Origin of the sequence: Agromyces bracchium, assembly GCF_009709675.1 — a bacterium.
Lineage (GTDB): Bacteria > Actinomycetota > Actinomycetes > Actinomycetales > Microbacteriaceae > Agromyces > Agromyces bracchium.
In genome coordinates this window covers 95026-111856 of sequence record NZ_WMLB01000018.1, presented here as the reverse complement: position 1 = coordinate 111856, position 16831 = coordinate 95026, and the positions used below count along the sequence as shown (strand labels likewise).

Sequence of the window (16831 nt, the reverse complement as noted above, 5' to 3'; positions counted from 1 at the left end):
CATCAACCCCTACCTGTAACCCCACGCCGATGACCGCTTACACAAACCACTTGACAGGCTCCTGGACGTACAGGGCCCGGTAGATCGTCTCGTGACTCACCCGCCCAGTCTGATCCTCGCCCGCGGTCACGGCGAGCATCCAGGCGATCAGACCCGGACTCCACCCGTCGCCCATCCACGCCTCGACCCGGGCCCGCAGCTGCGGGTTCGCGGCGAGCTTGAACGGTTTCGGGCGACGCCGTTTCGCGGCCGCGGCCCGATCCGCCAGCGCCGCCCGGTACACCCCATCCGCACCCCGGTTCCGGCGAACCTCCCGACTGATCACCGACTTGTCCCGGCCGATCATCGCGCCGATCTCGGCCAAGGTCAGCTGCCACGCCAACCCCGCCTGGATCACCGCCCGATCCGCGTCCGAGAGATACCGGCCCGACTTACCATGCGACGGTGGCAACGGCTCGACCAGCCCACCCCGACGCCCCTTCCGCAACGGCACACCCACGGCCGCAGCCTTCCACCACCGCTCCACCGTCGGCACCGGCACGCCGAGCAACCGTCCCGCGGACGAGACCGACTCACCCGCCAGCACCAACCCCACGAACCGCTCCCGCATCCAATCCGGATACAACCGCCGCCCAGCCATGCAACACCCCCCGCGTTGCAACGACCGTATGAATCTGCCCCGCCCATCACCCGGATTCTCATGCGCAATGAAGCGAGACGGCACGACGACGACGCGGCGACGGCGTGCGCGGGTCAGGCGAGGCGCGCGGCGTCGATCACGGGCACGACGCCCTCGAGGTCGGCGCGCTGCCCGGACGCGTGCACCCGCCCAGCAGCGCGGGCGTCGACCCACGCGAGCGAGCCCGTCGCGAGGCCGAGCCAGGTCGCGGCATCCGTCTCGACGACGTTCGGCGGCGTGCCGCGCGTGTGCCGCGGACCTTCGATGCACTGCACCGCCCCGAACGGTGGAACGCGGACCTCGACCGTGCCGCCCGGTGCGCGCTCGGCGAGCAGCTGCAGCGTGTAGCGCACGGCGAGCGCGAGCGTGCTCCGGTCGACGGATGCCGCGGCATCCGCTCGCACGAACGCGGCGACCGCGTCACGACCCTCGACGTCTCCGATCCTGCGCGCCATCCCTCCATCCTCCCCCAGCACGGCGGGCGACGGTGGCCGGTCGGCCGCCGTCACGCGCCCGATCCGGCGGGAGGGGGTCCGGTAGCCTGAGCGGGTGAGAATCCTCGTCCTCGGTTCGGGCGCGCGCGAGCACGCCATCATCCTCGCCCTGCTCGACGAGGAGGCCGGCCACGAGATCGTGGCGGCGCCCGGCAACGCGGGCATCGCGGCATCCCCCACCTCGTCTGCACGTGGCAGCGTCGAGACCATCGCGCTCGACCCGACCGACCCCGTGATCGTCGCCGACTACGCGATGGACAACGACATCGAGCTCGTCGTCGTCGGCCCCGAGGCGCCGCTCGTCGCGGGCGTCGCCGACGCGCTGCGCACGCGCGGCATCGCGGTGTTCGGCCCGGGCAAGGCCGCCGCTGCGCTCGAGGGGTCGAAGACCTTCGCCAAGCGCGTCATGGAGTCGGCGGGCGTGCCGACCGGCCGCGCGAGCCTCGTCGACTCGCTCCCGAAGGTGACCGAGGTGCTCGACGAGTTCGGCGCGCCGTACGTCGTGAAGGCCGACGGCCTGGCCGCGGGCAAGGGCGTGCTCGTCACGGAGGACCGCGAGGCGGCCCTCGCGCACGCCGCGCACTACCTGCAGCAGGGCCCCGTGCTCGTCGAGGAGTTCCTCGACGGCCAGGAGGTCTCGCTCTTCCTGCTCTCCGACGGCACGAACGTGCTGCCGCTCTCGCCCGCGCAGGACTACAAGCGACTCCGCGACGGCGACGAGGGCCCCAACACCGGCGGCATGGGCGCCTACTCGCCGCTGCCGTGGCTCGACGAGCGGTTCGGCAGCGAGGAGGCGTTCGTCGACGAGGTCATCGAGACCATCGCGCAGCCGACCGTGACGCAGCTCGCCGAGGAGCAGACGCCGTTCATCGGGCTGCTCTACGCGGGGTTGATCCTCACGAGCCGCGGCATCCGCGTCATCGAGTTCAACGCGCGCTTCGGCGACCCCGAGACGCAGGTCGTGCTGCCGCGTCTCGCGACGCCGCTCTCGGGCCTGCTCTACGCAGCCGCGACGGGAGGGCTCGGCGAACTCCCCCGCCCGGAGTTCCGCACCGACGCCGCGGTGACGGTCGTGCTCGCGAGCGAGGGCTACCCCGAGTCGCCCGAGACCGGGCGCCGGCTCGACGGGCTCGACGCCGCGGCATCCGTGCCGGGCGTGCACCTCGCCCACGCGGCGACCGCGGTCGGCTCGACCAGCGACGACGCCGAGCCGCACCTCATCGCGACGGGCGGCCGGGTGCTCAACGTGGTCGCGGTGGGCGACGACTTCGCCGAGGCGCGCCGACGCGCGTACGAGGCGATCGGGCAGCTCCGCCTCGGCGGCGGCCAGTACCGCACCGACATCGCCGCGCGCGTGGCGGACTGATCGGGTGCGACGACTGCCGGGCGACGGCATCCGCGACGCGAAGGAGACGGACATGACCCACGTGAACGACCTCACCGGCTGGACCCTCGTCTACTCGGGCAAGGTGCGCGACCTGTACGTGCCCACCGACCTGATGACCGACGACGACACCTGGACCGGCGACCCGATGGGGCTCTCGCCCGTCGTCCTCGTCGTCGCGAGCGATCGCGTGAGCGCGTTCGACGAGGTCCTCGAGCCCGAGATCCCGGGCAAGGGCGCGCTGCTCACCTCCCTGACCCGCTGGTGGTTCGACCGACTGCCCGAGGTGCCGAACCACCTCGCCTACGCCGAGGACGACCGCTACCACGACCTGCCCGAGATCCCGGCCGCGGTCGCCGACCGGGCGATGCTCTGCCGGACGCTCGACATGTTCCCGATCGAGTGCGTGGTGCGCGGCTACCTCACCGGCAGCGGGTACGCCGAGTATGTCGCGACGGGCGCGATCGGCGGGCTGCCACTGCCCGCGGGCCTGCAGGACGGCGACCGGCTGCCCGAGCCCGTCTACACGCCCGCCTGGAAGGCTCCGCTGGGGCAGCACGACGAGAACATCTCGTACGAGCGCACGGTCGAGCTCGTCGGCGAGACCGTCGCCGAGCAGCTTCGCGCGATCTCGCTCGCGGTCTTCCAGCACGCCTCCGAGGTCGCCGAGGAGCGGGGCCTGATCCTCGCGGACACGAAGTTCGAGTTCGGCGCCGACCGCGAGCTCGGCATCGTGACGCTCGCCGACGAGGTCCTGACGAGCGATTCGAGCCGCTACTGGGACCTCGAGGCGTACCTCACGGGTGCGACGCCGGAGATCCGCATGGCGAGCTTCGACAAGCAGATCGTCCGCGACTGGCTCGCGGCGAACTGGGACCGGTCCGCGCAGTCGGCGCCCCCCACCCTCCCGTCGGAGATCGTCGAGCAGACGGCCGAGCGCTACCGGGCACTCGTGGAGCGGCTCACGCTCGGACTGTAGGGCGGTCGCGCCCGCGCGCCGGGGCATTTCGGGGCCCGCGGGAATAGCCGCCGGGAGGACGTGGTTGAAATGGTTGTGCCTACAACTGATTCAGGCGCCGACGCCGGCGCCGCCCCCGACCGCCTCGCCGCCGACACCGCGATGGGGCCTGTGACGCTCCGCGTCGCCGACCTCGACGCCATGATCCGCTACTACCGCGACGGCGTCACGCTCGAGCTGCTCAGCCACGACGGCCCGGTGGCGGTGCTCGGCCGCGGCGCAGTTCCCGCCGTGATCCTCGAGCACGCGCCCGAGCTGAAGCACGCGTCGCCCCGCAGTGCGGGCCTCTTCCACACCGCGATCCTCTTCGACACCCGCGAGGCGCTCGCCACCGCCCTGTTCTCCGTCGCATCGAAGCACCCGGGCACCTTCACGGGCAGCGCCGACCACCTCGTGAGCGAGGCGTTCTACTTCGACGATCCCGAGGGCAACGGCGTCGAGCTCTACTTCGACCGCGACCGCTCGACCTGGAGCTGGACGCACGGCACGGTCGAGATGGCCACGATCTTCCTCGACCCCAACGGGTACCTGCGCGAGCATCTCACCGAGCGAGGGGCGGATGCCGCGGCCGCCGGCACCGGGCTCGGCAGCGCCGGCGTCGGACACGTCCACCTCTCGGTGGGCGACGTCGCGAGCGCGCGCGAGTTCTACGTGAACCGCCTCGGGTTCGACCAGACCGCGACCTACGGCGACCAGGCGCTGTTCGTCAGCGCCGGCGGGTACCACCACCACATGGCCATGAACACGTGGAAGAGCCTCGGCGCGGGGCGCCGGCAACTCGCGCTCGGCCTCGGCACGGTCGAGATCCTGGTCCCGACGGCCGACGACCTCGGCGAACTGGGCGAGCGGATGGCGCACTTCCGGGTGCCGTCGCGAGACGACGGTCGCACGGTCGCGTTCGACGACCCGTGGGCGAACGTCGTCGAGGTGCGCTCGGCGGAGTAATCGAGGTCCGCTCGGCGGAGCAGCGCGCGCCGCGCGCGGCGCTCGCGCTCAGTCCTCCGGGCGCTTCCGGTGCGACATGTCGTGGAACTCGCCGAAGTCGAGCGCGGCGCCGGGCAACTCGGCCGCGCCGGGCTGCGCACGCAGCCCGTCGAGCACGATGGCCAGCTGGCGCCGCCAGAACGGCAGGTAGGTGCCGCCGTACTGTCCGAGCGACCCGAGCATGTCGACGAGCACGCTGATGTCGACGGACGTCACGTCGGGGCGGAGCGCACCCTCGGCCTGCGCCCGCGCGACGATGCCGTCGGCGACGGCCTGGAACTCCGTTCCCGGGCGATGGTCCGGGTCGAGCTCGGCGACGCGGCGCATGACGGCCGGCAGGTACGGGCGCTCGATGAGCCACGACGAGAGCGCCTCGAGCCAGATCTCGATGGCACGCCATCCGCTCTCGGCCTGGACGACCTCGGCGGTGAAGGCGCGCAGGTCGTCGACGCCGGTGTCGTAGAGCTCGCGGATCAGCGCGTCGCGCGTCGGGAAGTGCCGGTACACGGTCCCCGCGCCGACCTGGGCGCGCGTGGCGAGTTCGTCGAGCGGCGCCTCGATCCCGCGCTCGGCGAAGAGGCGCCGAGCCTCGACGAGCAGGCGCTCATGGTTGCGGCGGGCGTCCCGCCGCGACGACACGGTCGTGGTCACGACTCCAGCGTACGCCCGGGGGATCGGCGGATGACGGGACCTACGCCCCCGTGACGCCGGAGGTTGTCCGGATCGGATAGTATTCGGAGCGTCGACTCCGCTTCCCTAGAGCGGGAGACGCGCGCCCACTCGGGGGAGGGGCGCCGGCGTGCGGCGGGCACGGGGTGGGTGCTCTGCTCTGGGGGATGCCCGCCGCACCCACATCCGATCCCGTCCGGTCGCTACTCGAGCGTCTCGAGGTGCACGTCGACCGGCTCGCCCGGCTCGATGCCCTCCGCATCGCGGACGGCTCGCTTGAGCGGCAGCGCGTAGCGTTCCCTGCCGGGGAAGATCGAGGTGCGCCACGTGGTCCGGCCGATGGTCGCCGACACCCGGACGGACCCGAAGCCGCGCGGCATCCGCGGGCGATCCCTGATCTCGTCGGACAGGTCCTCGGGAACGTCGACGAAGAACCACGAGTCGGCCGCACGCTCCTCCCACCGGTACACGACCGCGGTGAACCGGTACTCCTCGGGCATGGGACGACCCTACGCCCGAGCGCCGACGCCATGGGCCGACGACCGCTCGCCGGCGACCGCACCGGCTCACCGCCGCGCGTCCGGGTCCCCGGACTCGCGGGGCCTCGGGGCCCTGACGGTCGCACGCTCGCGGTGGCTAGGCTGGCCGCGTGGCAGCACCCAACGACGACCGATCGATCGCGGCGGACGAGACCGGCGTCGAGGCGAACACCCGGCGCATCGAGGCATCCGTCGTCACCGACTTCAGCGACCGCATGAGCTACGGGGGCTACCTCGACCTCGACACGCTGCTCGCCGCGCAGCGGCCGATCTCGCGGCCCGAGCACCACGACGAGCTGCTGTTCATCATCCAGCACCAGACCACCGAGCTCTGGCTGAAGCTCGTGCTGCACGAGCTCGCGACCGCGTGCGAGCTCATGCGCGCCGACGACCTCGCACCCGCCCTGAAGTGCATCGCGCGCGTGAAGCACATCCAGAAGACGCTCACGGAGCAGTGGTCGGTGCTCGCGACGCTCACGCCGAGCGAGTACGCCCAGTTCCGGGGCGTCCTCGGCAACGCGTCGGGCTTCCAGTCGTACCAGTACCGCGCGGTCGAGTTCACGCTCGGCAACAAGAACGCGAAGATGCTGCAGGTCTTCGAGGCGGATGCCGCGGCGAGCGCGATCGTGCGCCGGGCCCTCGAGGCGCCGAGCCTGTACGACGAGTTCCTGCGCCTCCTCGCCCGGGCCGGGTACGACATCCCCGCCGAGGTGCTCGAGCGCGACGTGACGAAGGCTTGGACCTTCCACGAGGACCTCGTGCCGGTGTTCGCGGCGATCTACGCCGACCCCGAGCACAACTGGGCCGCGTACGAGACGTGCGAGGAACTCGTCGACCTCGAGGACAACTTCCAGCTCTGGCGCTTCCGCCACCTGAAGACCGTCGAGCGCATCATCGGGTCGAAGACCGGCACCGGCGGGTCGAGCGGCGCGCCGTTCCTGAAGCGAGCGCTCGAGCTGACGTTCTTCCCCGAGCTCTACGCGGTCCGCACCGAGATCCCGGGGTGAGCGCGATGACGGATGCCGCGCACTCGCCCGACCCGGTCGGCCCGATCGAGCCCCTCGGCCCGCTCGCGCGCCGCGTGCGCCGGTCCCTGAACGGCGACCACCCCGGCGAGACCGGCACCATGCTGCCGCCGTTCATCGACCACCACGTCCACCTGCAGCTGGCGGATGCCGCGCCCGCCGTCGCGCGCGGCATCGCCGCGGTCGTCGACCTCGGCGCCGACCCCGGCGCGATCGCGACGATCGCCCGCGCCGACGGGCTGCCGCACGTCCGGTACGCGGGGGCGTTCCTCACCGCGCGCGGCGGGTACCCGTCCGGGCGCCCGTGGGCGCCGGGCGGAAGCGTGCGCGAGCTCGACCCGGTCTCCGGCGACGCCGACGACGTGCGCGAGCGACGGCATCACGCGCTCAGCGGCCCCGTCGAAGCGGCGGTCGACGAACAGCGCCGGTTCGGGGCATCCGTCGTCAAGGTCGCGCTGAACGCCGTCGCCGGTCCGGTCTTCGACCGGGCGACGCTCGACGCGGTGATCGCGGCTGCGCACGCGGCCGGGCTGCCGGTCGCGGTGCACGCCGAAGGCACCGGGATGGCGGAGCACGCGATCGACGCCGGCGCCGACGTGCTCGTGCACGCGCCCTTCACCGACCGACTCGACGACGACGTGATCGCCCGGGCCGCGGCCGCGGGCCAGGCGTGGGTCTCGACGCTCGCGATCCACGTGCGCGACGACGCCTCCGTCGCCGAGACCGCGATCGACAACGTGCGCCGCTTCCACGCCGCGGGCGGGCGCGTGCTCTACGGCACCGACGCCGGCAACGGCGAGCTCGATCCGGGCGTGAACCCCGACGAGGTCGCGGCGCTCGTGCGGGCCGGGCTCGCGGCATCCGCCGTCATCGCCGCCCTCGCCGACCCCTGGCCCGAGCGTTCGCCCGGGTGGGCGGACGCGGGCGTCGCGACCTTCGTCCCCGACCCCGCACCGGCCGACGACGACCTCGTCGACCCCGACGCCGTCGCACGATGGCTCGCCACCGCGCGCCTCGTGCCCACCGAGGAACTGGAGCCCCGCTGACCATGGACTCGCTGCTCGCCTACGCCCGCCGCCAGGACCGCGCCGACGGCCTCGCGCACCTGCGCAAGCGCTTCGTCGGGGCCGACACCGACCTCGTCTACTTCGACGGCAACTCGCTCGGCCGGCCGCCGGTCGCCGCGATCGAGCGCGTCGAGCGGTTCATGCGCGAGGAGTGGGGCGGCCGGCTGATCCGCGGCTGGGACGAGTCGTGGCTGCAGCTGCCGTACGAGATCGGCGACCGCATCGGCCGCGCCGTCATCGAGGCCAAGGCCGGGCAGGCCGTCATCGGCGACTCGACCACCGTGCTGCTCTACAAGCTCGCGCGCGCCGCCGTCGACGCGCAGATCGCGCGCGACCCGCAGCGCCGCGAGATCGTCGTCGACCGCGACAACTTCCCCACCGACCGCTACGTGCTCGAGGGCATCGCCGCCGAGACCGGATGCCGCCTCCGCTGGATCGACGTCGACCTCGAGCGCGGCGTCACGCCCGAGCAGCTCGCCGAGGTCGCCGGCCCGCACACGGCCCTGGTCGTCATCAACCACGTCTCGTACCGTTCGGCGTACCTCGCCGACGCGCCCGAGCTCACGCGCATCGCGCACGACGCGGGCGCCCTGATCCTCTGGGACCTCTGCCACTCGGCCGGCTCGGTGCCCGTGCACGCCGACCGCTGGGAGTTCGACCTCGCCGTCGGCTGCACCTACAAGTACCTCAACGGCGGGCCCGGCTCGCCCGCGTTCGCATACGTGCGCGACGACCTGCAGCAGGTGCTGCGGCAGCCCATCCAGGGCTGGTTCGGCACGGCCGACCTGTTCGCCATGGGCCCCGAGTACGTGCCCGCGTCGAACATCCGCCGGTTCGTCAGCGGCACCTCGCCGATCACCGCGATGATCGCCATGCAGGAGACCCTCGCGATGATCGAGGACGTCGGCATGGCGGCGATCCGCGCGAAGTCGATCGCGCTCACCGCGTACGCCATCGAGCTCGCCGACGAGTGGCTCGCACCGCTCGGCGTCACCGTCGGATCGCCCCGCGACGCCGAGGAGCGCGGCGGCCATGTGATCCTCCAGCACGACGCCATGCGCGAGGTCACCGCCCGGCTCTGGCAGCGAGACGTGATCCCCGACTACCGCGACGTCGGCGGGCTCCGGGTCGGACTCGCACCGCTGTCCACGAGCTTCGAGGAGGTGCACCGCGGGCTGGACGTCACGCGCGAGGTGCTCCGCGAGGTGCTCGCGGAGCGGGCGGGGCTGGGGTAGCGGAGGACGCGACGGTCGGCGCCGGAACGGCGCTCCTGGGCTCGCCGAGCACGATCGCGAGGATCACGGCGAGTGCGAGTCCGGACTCGAACACCGCCGAGAGCCAGAGCTCCGGCGCGGTGATGACGAGCGAGACGCCGAGGACCACGTGCATGGCGGAGACCGTGAGGATGATCGCACGCCCCTCACCGACCCTCGCCCGGCTCACCAGGACGAGTCCGGCGACGATCGCGACGCCCATCAGCATGTTGTACACGCCGACGTTCCGGGTCCAGAGCGCGACCGCGTCGTATTCGTCGGGCTCGATCAGGAAGATCGGATACAGCTCGGAGCTGCGGTGGAAGAAGGTCTCGAGCACGCCGATCACCACGAGTGTCAGCGCCTCGATGGCGGCGAGGACCTGTGCGAGGGGTTTCATGGCCGGATCATCGTCGGCGGCCGCGGCTCCCGCATCGGGGTCATCCCCGCCCATCGATGGGGGTACACCGGAGGCGTCGCGTGCGCGCGTCGGCCACGTGATGCTCCGGCTCGACGTCACGCGCGAGGTGCTCCGCGAGGTCCTCGCGGAGCGGGCGGGGCTGGGGTCGGGGACCTCGCGCGGCTAGCACGCGACGCACCCCTCGGCAATCCCTCCGGCGCGTTCACGCGACCGGAACACGTCGCGCGTAGCATGGCCCACCACACGCGACACCGATGGAAGGGATGTTCCATGACGGATGCGACCGACAAGAAGACCGCCGACCTCGACGACCGCGTCGAGGAGGCCGTGGAGAACGCGATGGCGGCGGCGGATGCGGCGGCGGACGACGCGGGCGACCGGATCGACGACCTCGCGGACGCCGCCAGCGACGCGATCGGCAAGGCCACCGCCGCGGCGTCGGAGGCCGCGAGCAAGGCAACGGCCGCGGCGTCCGAGGCCGCGAGCAAGGCGACCGCCGCGGCCGCCGACGCCGCGAGCCAGGCGAAGGCGCTCGCCGCCGACGCCGTGGACGACGCGGGCGAGTTCATCGACGACGCGTCGGACTGGATCCAGGAGAAGTACCGCGAGAACCCCGCGCTCGTACTGGGCGTGGCGGCCGCGGTCGGCGCGGTGCTGCTCGTGGGCGTCGGCGCGATCGTGCGCGCGATCACGCGCGACTGACGCGACGCGCGCCGGGGGCGGCATGCGGGCCGGCTGCACCGCCCCCGGCGGTACGTCGCCGCCGGTCCCTCGTGCCCACGGATCACGCCAAGGCGGCGATCCGGGCGAACTCGTCGGCGAGCGCGTCCGCGACGACGTCCGCCGAGAGCGCGTCGGCGTCGCAGTGCACGGCGCACCCCAGCACGCCCGCGTACGAGAGCGCCGCGAGCCCCAGCCGCACGTTCCCCTGGATCGCCGCGAGCGGCCATGCCCGTTCGAGAGGTGCGCCGGCGAGGGCGAGCGGATGCCTCGGCCCGGGCACGTTCGTCGCGAACATCACGATCAGGCGCTGGTACCGCACGAACCGCGCGAACACGCGGGTGCCGAAGCGGCTGCGCGTGAGTTCGAAGGAGCCGCGCGCGCGGGCGTCGGGCTTGCGCTCGCGGGTCAGCTCGGCGACGAGCCGCAGTCGGCGCGCCGTGTCGGATTCCCCGGTGGGCAGCGGCACGAGCATCACGCCGACGGCGTTGCCAGAGCGCCCTCGTTCGCCGAGGGCGACGGGCACGCTCACGGGGAGGACGGGCGGCACCGGCTCGCCGCGGGCACGGAGTGCGGCCTCGGCGGCGGCGGCCATCGCCGTGAGCAGCGCGTCGTTCACGGTGGCGCCAACGCTCGCCGCCCCCGCGGCGAGCGGCTCGAGCGCCGCGTCGACGAAGGCGACCCCGCGGCGCGGACCGATCGGGCCGAGCAGGACGGTGCGCGGGACGGCCGGCCGGAGGATCGCGACGGTGCGTTCCCAGCCCGAGACGAGCGTGCGCAGCCGGGCGCGGAGAGGGCTCGGCGCGGCGGGCGCGCGCGGCGCGGCATCCGTCGGCTCAGTGGCATCCGTCGGCGCAGTGGCATCCGCCATGCCGTCGGGGCCCAGCAGTCGCTCGACGAGGCGCACGGCGGCGAGCCCGTCGGCCATCGCGTGCTGGATGCGCAGCACCATGCCGACGCGCGCCGGCGCGACGCCCGGGACGAGCAGCAGCTCCCAGAGCGGACGATCGAGCGGGAGCGGCGTCACCATGAGACGGGCGCACAACGCCTCGAAGCCGCTGCGCCCGTCGACCGGCTCGACCAGCCGCACGTGGTGCTCGAGGTCGAGCGGCACGGCGTCCCAGGCGAATCGACGCCCCTCCGGCACGACCCGTTGCGAGAGTCGCGGCATCGCCGGGACGAGCGCAGAGATCGCCCGGCGCACGGCCGCGAGGTCGACGCCGCCGTCGGGCGCGACCGGCCTGCCCGGGGCGAGCACGCCCGCCATCAGGAACGCGTTCACCTGGTCGGGTGCATCGATCACGATGTTCGACGCGTCGGCCGCCGTGAGCCGCTCGCGCCGCAGTCCCGCTCGCGCCACGGCCGCAGTCTACGGCCGACGACGATCCACACCCGCGCGGCGGATAGAATCGACGGCATCCACCCCTCGACACCGAACGGAGAACCGCGGTGCCCACCATCGTCGTCGAAGTGATGCCCAAGGCCGAACTGCTCGACCCGCAGGGGAAGGCCGTCGCCGGCGCGCTCTCCCGCACCGGGCACGAGTCGATCAGCGGGGTCCGGGTCGGCAAGCGCTTCGAGCTGACCGTCGAGGGTCCGATCGACGACGCCGTCCGGGCCGAGGTCGCAGCCCTCGCAGAGCACGTGCTCTCCAACTCCGTCATCGAAGACGTCGTGGGCATCCACTACGAGCAGTCCAACATCGAGCTGGCCGGCGAGGCCGCCGAGCACCACGACGGCTACGACGCGCCCGCGGGCGAGACCCACTGAGACCGGGGAATCCACGCATGCGCATCGGCGTCATCACCTTCCCCGGCTCGCTCGACGACCGCGACGCGCAGCGCGCGGTGCGCCTCGCCGGCGGCGAGCCCGTCGCGCTGTGGCACGGCTCGCACGACCTCGAGGGCGTCGACGCCCTGATCCTGCCGGGCGGCTTCAGCTACGGCGACTACCTGCGGTGCGGCGCGATCGCCTCGCTCAGCCCGATCATGACCGAGGTCGTCGAGGCCGCGAACAAGGGCCTGCCGGTCCTCGGCATCTGCAACGGCTTCCAGATGCTGGCCGAAGCGCACCTGCTCGAGGGCGGCCTGATCCGCAACGACCACGGCTCGTTCATCTGCCGCGACCAGGTCCTCCGCGTCGAGAACGCGTCGACCGCGTGGACCTCCGACTTCGAGGCGGGGCAGGAGATCGTCATCCCGCTGAAGAACGGCGAGGGCGGGTTCATCGCCTCCGAGGAGACGCTCGACCGCCTCGAGGGCGAGGGTCGCGTGGCGTTCCGCTACGTGGGCGTCAACCCCAACGGGTCGCTGCGCGACATCGCGGGCATCACGAACGCGGCCGGCAACGTGGTCGGCCTCATGCCGCACCCCGAGCACGCGGTCGAGCCGGGCTTCGGCCCCGACACCGCGGCCGCGATGCGGTCGGGTGTCGACGGGTTGGGCTTCTTCACGAGCGTCATCCGCCGCACCCTCGTCGAGGCGTAGCAGCGGCTCGGTCGCACCGCGTCAAGGCCTCTCGCCGCGTCGCCCTCCTCCCCTAGGCTGACGCGCGGGAGGTGCCGATGCCGACGTCCGACGGAACCCGCCGCTGGTGGGCGACGCTCTCCGAGTCGATCTCGTCGCGGATCTGGCCGCTTCCGGTCGCGGCGATCATCGCCGCGGTCCTCGCCGGGATCCTGCTGCCGATCCTCGACTCGGCGGTCGACGAGCACCTCCCGGCCTGGCTCGGGGCGATCCTCTTCAGCGGCGGCACCGACGCCGCGCGCGCCGTGCTCACGACCATCGCGGGCTCGCTGATCACCGCGACCTCACTGACCTTCTCGCTCACCGTCGTCGCGCTGCAGCTCGCCAGCAACCAGGCCTCGCCGCGGCTGCTGCGCACCTTCTCCTCCGACCGGATGGTGCACGCCACGCTCGCGGTGTTCCTCGGCACCTTCGCCTACGCGCTCACGGTCCTCCGCACGGTGTCGGACACCGGCGAGTCCGTGCCGCGGATCGCAGTGACGATCGCCTTCGCGCTCACTCTCGCGAGCGTGGTCATGCTCGTGCTCTTCCTCGCCCACCTCGCGAGCCGACTGCGCGTCGAGACGATGCTGCGCGACGTGCACCGCGAGACGACGCGGACCATCGCCCTCGTCGGCGCCGACGACCGGCCGACGGCGCCCGCGCCCGAGCGCCCCGCCGATGCCCGGCCCGTCTTCGCGCGCCGATCGGGCTTCGTGACCGGGATCGACCGCGACGCACTGGTCGAGGCGGCGCGCGACCATGCGGCGGTCGTCCGCGAGCTCCGCCAGATCGGCGCGAGCGTCATCGAGGGCACGCCCGTCGCGGAGTGGTGGCCGGAACCGGACGCAGGGGCCGGGTCGGATGCCGCTGCCGAGCACGGCACGCGCGCCGATCGCGCCGCGCTCGAGGCCGCGGTCGTCGAGGCGTACCGCGTCGGCTACGAGCGGACCTCACCGCAGGACATCGGCTTCGGCCTGCGACAGCTCGCCGACATCGCGGCCAAGGCGCTCTCGCCGGGGGTCAACGATCCGACGACGGCGGTGCACGCCCTGAGTCACATCGCGGCCGTCCTGAGCGATCTGGCGGACCTGCCCGAGGGGCCGTCGGCGTATGCGGACGAGGATGGCGCGGCACGCGTCATCCCGGTACGCCACGAGTTCGCGGAGCTCGTCGAGGTCGGCGTGCAGCAGGTCCGGCGGTACGGCGCGGCCGATCCCGACGTCGCGGCGCGCCTGTTCGAGCTCGTCGACGACGTCGGCCGCCACGCGAACCGGCCGGAGCACCGACGGGTGCTCGAGGACCAGCTCGATCGCCTCGTGGCGAGCGTTGCCGCCGCGGACTACGACCCGCACGAACGCGCCGAGTTCGCGCGACTCGCGGATCGCGCCCGCGGCGTGCTCGCCCAGGAGGACGCGACGTCGGTGTAGCGAACGGCTGAGTTCGCAGGACGAGACGCACGGACCCGGCCCCAGCAGGGCTCCGCTTCATCTCATCCTGCGAACTCGCCGACTCACGCCTCGCGCCGTCGCCCTCCGTCAGGCGAGGTCGACGTCGGTGTAGCGACCGGGTTCGCCGGCCGGGGCGCCGGTGTACGAGCCAGGGGCGCCGGCGCCGGCGTCGCCCACGTACCGGCCGGGCACGGCCGGCTCCGAGAGCGGCACGTACTGTCCGCCGAGCGGGTGGGGCACCGCTGCGGGCACCGAGGCGGGCGGTGCCGAGGCGGGCCCCGCCGCGGACGGGAGCCCGGCGTGGTCGACGTAGGCTTGGAGGGATCCGTGGTTCATCGTTCGTCCTTCAACGGGGTTCGTGGACGTGGGTCCTGCGATGCCGGGGCTGCCACCCCGGCATCGCGCTTCTCCGGCCGCGCGGGTCGCACGACCGGTCCGGCCGGCGCCCGAGCCGCGCTGCCACGCGACCCGGACGCCCTGCCGATGCTCAGTGCGGCCGGCTCAGGCCGCGGCCTCCTCGGCTTCTGCCTCCTCGGCCTCGGGCTGCTGCGGCGCGCCGGCGTTCACGCCCGCGGCGTACGCCTCGCGGAGCGCCGTGCCGAGTCCGGCATCGACGTTCGTCCAGTACTGGAAGAACCGCTCGCGGATGTCGTCGACGGTGATGGCGTTCGCCTGGCCCGAGAGCGTCTCGAGGAAGCGCGCCTTGGCCTCGGCCGAGTAGACGTCGCGGTAGAGCGTGCCGGCCTGGCCGAAGTCGGAGTCATCCGCTCGCAGCGTGTAGGCCGTGCGCACGAGCGAGCCGTCGGCCTCCCAGCCGCCCTCGCCCGCGGCATCCGCCGACGCCACCGGGCCGCCGACCGAGTTCGGCGCGTAGACCGGCGCGGTCGGTGCGTCGAAGTGGTAGCGCGCGGCGCCGTCCTGCGAGTAGTTGTGCACGGATGCCGCGCGCGGCGCGTTCACCGGCAGCTGGTTGTAGTTCGTGCCGACGCGGTAGCGCTGCGCGTCGGGGTAGCTGAACACCCGGGCCATGAGCATCTTGTCGGGGCTGATCGCGATGCCCGGGACCGTGTTCGCGGGCGAGAACGCGGCCTGCTCGATCTCCGCGAAGAAGTTCTGCGGGTTGCGGTCAAGGGTCAGCGTGCCGACCGGGATCAGCGGGTAGTCCGCGTGCGGCCACACCTTCGTGAGGTCGAAGGGGTTGAAGCGGTAGGTCTTGGCGTCCTCGTAGGGCATGACCTGCACGTGGAGGTCCCACTTCGGGTGGTCGCCGCGCTCGATGGCCTCGTACAGGTCGCGGCGGTAGAAGTCGGCGTCGGCGCCCGCGATGGCCTCGGCGGTCTCGGCGTCGAGGTGCAGGTCGCCCTGCTGCGAGCGGAAGTGGTACTTGACCCAGAACTTCTCGCCGGCGGCGTTGATCCACTGGTAGGTGTGCGAGCCGTAACCCTGCATCTCGCGCCACGACTTCGGCAGGCCGCGGTCGCCCATGAGGTAGGTGACCTGGTGCGCCGACTCGGGCGAGAGCGTCCAGAAGTCCCACTGCATGTCGGCGTCGCGGAGGCCCGAGCCGGGCAGTCGCTTCTGCGAGTGGATGAAGTCGGGGAACTTCGCGCCGTCGCGGATGAAGAACACCGGGGTGTTGTTGCCGACGATGTCGTAGTTGCCCTCGGTCGTGTAGAACTTCAGCGAGAAGCCGCGCACGTCGCGCCACGTGTCGGGCGAGCCCTGCTCGCCCGCGACCGACGAGAAGCGCAGCAGCGTCTCGGACTCGGCGCCGGGCTGGAAGACCGCGGCGCGCGTGTACGCCGAGACATCCGCCGTCACCTCGAAGCGGCCGAATGCGCCGCCGCCCTTGGCGTGGACGATGCGCTCGGGGATGCGCTCGCGGTTGAACTGGGCGAGCTTCTCGACGAGGTACCGGTCGTGCAGCACCGTGGCGCCGTCGGCGCCGACCGTGAGCGAGTGCGCGTCGCTGGCGACCGGCGTGCCGGTCTGCGTCGTCGTCACTGCCTGGGCGGTCGTCACGGGCGGGGTCGTGGGGTTCGACATGTCGTCCTTCTCTTCTCGGTGGGTGGATGCCGCGGCGCGGCGGAGCACGACGTGCGGGCACGACGAGCACCGCCCCGGTCGGGCGGTCGGCGCGCGAGCGCGCCTGGGCGAGCGGATGCCTCCGGGCTAGCCGGCGAGCTCCCGCTGGCAGTCGGCGCAGAGGCCCCAGAAGGTGACCTCGGCGGTGTGGATGGCGAAACCGGCGGCGTCGGAGGGTGCGAGGCAGGGCGGCTCGCCCACCACGCAGTCGACGTCGGCCACGGCGTGGCACCTCGTGCAGACGACGTGGTGGTGGTTGTCGCCCGTGCGGCTCTCGTAGAGCGCGGGCGACTCGGCGGGCTCGATGCGGCGCAGCAGTCCGGCGTCGGTGAGCGCGCCGAGCACGTTGTAGACCGACTGCAGCGAGGTGCCGTGGAGCGTGCCGGTGACACGGGCGAGCACGGCGTCGGCGTCGAGGTGCCCGTGGCCGCTGACGGCGTCGAGCACCGCGAGGCGCGGCGCGGTCACCTTGAGGCCCGCGGCGCGGAGGCGCGCTGCGGCGTCGTCGCGGTGGGTCTCGGTCGTCATGCCCCCACCG

19 protein-coding genes are annotated in these 16831 nt (G+C 72.9%); 10 read left to right on the top strand and 9 right to left on the bottom strand.

The genetic code is table 11. The features are described from left to right. Positions 1 to 37: 37 nt before the first annotated feature. On the bottom strand, positions 38 to 610 hold the full coding sequence (locus GJ743_RS07280; protein ID WP_196216948.1) for a helix-turn-helix domain-containing protein: 573 nt from the start codon (positions 608 to 610) through the stop codon (positions 38 to 40). Between the two features lie 143 nt (positions 611 to 753). Continuing rightward, complete coding sequence (locus tag GJ743_RS07275) at positions 754 to 1134, bottom strand: sterol carrier family protein (protein ID WP_155051232.1); 381 nt, start codon at positions 1132 to 1134, stop codon at positions 754 to 756. A gap of 94 nt (positions 1135 to 1228) precedes the next feature. Here GJ743_RS07275 and purD point away from each other — a divergent pair, with 94 nt between their 5' ends. The 3 genes from purD to GJ743_RS07260 all read left to right on the top strand — a co-directional run bounded on the left by purD (position 1229) and on the right by GJ743_RS07260 (position 4520). Then, on the top strand, positions 1229 to 2539 hold the full coding sequence (gene purD / locus GJ743_RS07270; RefSeq protein ID WP_328288900.1) for a phosphoribosylamine--glycine ligase: 1311 nt from the start codon (positions 1229 to 1231) through the stop codon (positions 2537 to 2539). 52 nt (positions 2540 to 2591) lie between these two features. Continuing rightward, positions 2592 to 3536, top strand: a complete 945-nt coding sequence (locus GJ743_RS07265) for a phosphoribosylaminoimidazolesuccinocarboxamide synthase (RefSeq protein WP_155051231.1) — start codon at positions 2592 to 2594, stop codon at positions 3534 to 3536. Positions 3537 to 3605: 69 nt separating this feature from the next. Beyond that, positions 3606 to 4520: a VOC family protein gene (locus GJ743_RS07260; RefSeq protein ID WP_230386618.1), complete on the top strand. Its 915-nt coding sequence runs from the start codon at positions 3606 to 3608 to the stop codon at positions 4518 to 4520. Between the two features lie 48 nt (positions 4521 to 4568). Here GJ743_RS07260 and GJ743_RS07255 read toward each other — a convergent pair whose 3' ends face one another. Both GJ743_RS07255 and GJ743_RS07250 read right to left on the bottom strand, forming a co-directional pair. Next, the gene (locus GJ743_RS07255; RefSeq protein ID WP_155051230.1) at positions 4569 to 5210 is read right to left on the bottom strand and encodes a TetR/AcrR family transcriptional regulator; all 642 of its coding nucleotides are present in this window, start codon (positions 5208 to 5210) and stop codon (positions 4569 to 4571) included. 221 nt (positions 5211 to 5431) lie between these two features. Continuing rightward, complete coding sequence (locus GJ743_RS07250) at positions 5432 to 5728, bottom strand: DUF1905 domain-containing protein (protein ID WP_155051229.1); 297 nt, start codon at positions 5726 to 5728, stop codon at positions 5432 to 5434. A gap of 149 nt (positions 5729 to 5877) precedes the next feature. Between GJ743_RS07250 and kynA the strand changes: the two genes are divergently transcribed. From kynA to GJ743_RS07235, 3 genes are read left to right on the top strand one after another with little or no spacing between them, the layout of a single operon-like run. Continuing rightward, positions 5878 to 6774 carry a tryptophan 2,3-dioxygenase gene (gene kynA, locus GJ743_RS07245; RefSeq protein WP_328288899.1) on the top strand — a complete coding sequence of 299 codons (897 nt, stop codon included), beginning with the start codon at positions 5878 to 5880 and terminating at the stop codon, positions 6772 to 6774. 5 nt (positions 6775 to 6779) lie between these two features. After that, positions 6780 to 7838, top strand: coding sequence for an amidohydrolase family protein (locus GJ743_RS07240; protein WP_155051247.1), 1059 nt, complete (start codon positions 6780 to 6782; stop codon positions 7836 to 7838). A 2-nt stretch (positions 7839 to 7840) separates the two neighbouring features. After that, entirely contained in the window at positions 7841 to 9094 is a 1254-nt protein-coding gene (locus GJ743_RS07235; RefSeq protein WP_196216947.1) for a kynureninase, read from the top strand. On the opposite strand, the gene GJ743_RS07230 is transcribed toward GJ743_RS07235, so the two are convergent. Then, positions 9042 to 9512 carry a DUF1304 family protein gene (locus tag GJ743_RS07230; RefSeq protein ID WP_196216946.1) on the bottom strand — a complete coding sequence of 157 codons (471 nt, stop codon included), beginning with the start codon at positions 9510 to 9512 and terminating at the stop codon, positions 9042 to 9044. The genes GJ743_RS07235 and GJ743_RS07230 overlap by 53 nt on opposite strands. Positions 9513 to 9803: 291 nt before the next feature. Between GJ743_RS07230 and GJ743_RS07225 the strand changes: the two genes are divergently transcribed. Then, positions 9804 to 10235, top strand: coding sequence for a hypothetical protein (locus tag GJ743_RS07225; RefSeq protein ID WP_155051226.1), 432 nt, complete (start codon positions 9804 to 9806; stop codon positions 10233 to 10235). 82 nt (positions 10236 to 10317) lie between these two features. Here the strand turns inward: GJ743_RS07225 and GJ743_RS07220 are convergent, their stop codons facing one another. Continuing rightward, positions 10318 to 11613 (bottom strand): wax ester/triacylglycerol synthase domain-containing protein, encoded by a 1296-nt coding sequence (locus GJ743_RS07220; RefSeq protein ID WP_155051225.1) that lies wholly within the window; start codon positions 11611 to 11613, stop codon positions 10318 to 10320. A gap of 89 nt (positions 11614 to 11702) precedes the next feature. On the opposite strand from GJ743_RS07220, the gene purS reads away from it, so the two are divergent. The 3 genes from purS (at position 11703) to GJ743_RS07205 (ending at position 14187) form a co-directional block, all read left to right on the top strand. Further along, positions 11703 to 12023, top strand: a complete 321-nt coding sequence (purS, locus tag GJ743_RS07215; protein WP_328288898.1) for a phosphoribosylformylglycinamidine synthase subunit PurS — start codon at positions 11703 to 11705, stop codon at positions 12021 to 12023. 17 nt (positions 12024 to 12040) lie between these two features. After that, the gene (gene purQ, locus GJ743_RS07210) at positions 12041 to 12739 is read left to right on the top strand and encodes a phosphoribosylformylglycinamidine synthase subunit PurQ (RefSeq protein ID WP_155051224.1); all 699 of its coding nucleotides are present in this window, start codon (positions 12041 to 12043) and stop codon (positions 12737 to 12739) included. A gap of 77 nt (positions 12740 to 12816) precedes the next feature. Continuing rightward, positions 12817 to 14187 (top strand): DUF2254 domain-containing protein, encoded by a 1371-nt coding sequence (locus tag GJ743_RS07205; protein ID WP_155051223.1) that lies wholly within the window; start codon positions 12817 to 12819, stop codon positions 14185 to 14187. Positions 14188 to 14295: 108 nt separating this feature from the next. Here GJ743_RS07205 and GJ743_RS07200 read toward each other — a convergent pair whose 3' ends face one another. From GJ743_RS07200 to GJ743_RS07190, 3 genes are all read right to left on the bottom strand, one after another. Then, a complete protein-coding gene (locus GJ743_RS07200) occupies positions 14296 to 14544 on the bottom strand; it encodes a hypothetical protein (RefSeq protein ID WP_155051222.1) in 249 nt (82 codons plus the stop codon). 165 nt (positions 14545 to 14709) lie between these two features. After that, positions 14710 to 16254, bottom strand: a complete 1545-nt coding sequence (locus tag GJ743_RS07195; protein WP_155051221.1) for a catalase — start codon at positions 16252 to 16254, stop codon at positions 14710 to 14712. Between the two features lie 126 nt (positions 16255 to 16380). Beyond that, complete coding sequence (locus GJ743_RS07190) at positions 16381 to 16821, bottom strand: Fur family transcriptional regulator (RefSeq protein ID WP_155051220.1); 441 nt, start codon at positions 16819 to 16821, stop codon at positions 16381 to 16383. Between the last annotated feature and the right edge of the window lie 10 nt (positions 16822 to 16831).

Bases quoted from the DNA above. Each gene is read 5' to 3' on its own strand.
- GJ743_RS07200 (WP_155051222.1), bottom strand. From the start codon at position 14,544: ATGAACCACGGATCCCTCCAAGCCTACGTCGACCACGCCGGGCTCCCG.
- GJ743_RS07230 (WP_196216946.1), bottom strand. From the start codon at position 9,512: ATGAAACCCCTCGCACAGGTCCTCGCCGCCATCGAGGCGCTGACACTC.
- GJ743_RS07265 (WP_155051231.1), top strand. From the start codon at position 2,592: ATGACCCACGTGAACGACCTCACCGGCTGGACCCTCGTCTACTCGGGC.
- GJ743_RS07195 (WP_155051221.1), bottom strand. From the start codon at position 16,254: ATGTCGAACCCCACGACCCCGCCCGTGACGACCGCCCAGGCAGTGACG.
- GJ743_RS07225 (WP_155051226.1), top strand. From the start codon at position 9,804: ATGACGGATGCGACCGACAAGAAGACCGCCGACCTCGACGACCGCGTC.
- GJ743_RS07260 (WP_230386618.1), top strand. From the start codon at position 3,606: ATGGTTGTGCCTACAACTGATTCAGGCGCCGACGCCGGCGCCGCCCCC.
- GJ743_RS07205 (WP_155051223.1), top strand. From the start codon at position 12,817: ATGCCGACGTCCGACGGAACCCGCCGCTGGTGGGCGACGCTCTCCGAG.
- GJ743_RS07235 (WP_196216947.1), top strand. From the start codon at position 7,841: ATGGACTCGCTGCTCGCCTACGCCCGCCGCCAGGACCGCGCCGACGGC.
- GJ743_RS07240 (WP_155051247.1), top strand. From the start codon at position 6,780: ATGACGGATGCCGCGCACTCGCCCGACCCGGTCGGCCCGATCGAGCCC.
- GJ743_RS07275 (WP_155051232.1), bottom strand. From the start codon at position 1,134: ATGGCGCGCAGGATCGGAGACGTCGAGGGTCGTGACGCGGTCGCCGCG.
- GJ743_RS07280 (WP_196216948.1), bottom strand. From the start codon at position 610: ATGCGGGAGCGGTTCGTGGGGTTGGTGCTGGCGGGTGAGTCGGTCTCG.
- GJ743_RS07190 (WP_155051220.1), bottom strand. From the start codon at position 16,821: ATGACGACCGAGACCCACCGCGACGACGCCGCAGCGCGCCTCCGCGCC.
- purQ (WP_155051224.1), top strand. From the start codon at position 12,041: ATGCGCATCGGCGTCATCACCTTCCCCGGCTCGCTCGACGACCGCGAC.
- GJ743_RS07250 (WP_155051229.1), bottom strand. From the start codon at position 5,728: ATGCCCGAGGAGTACCGGTTCACCGCGGTCGTGTACCGGTGGGAGGAG.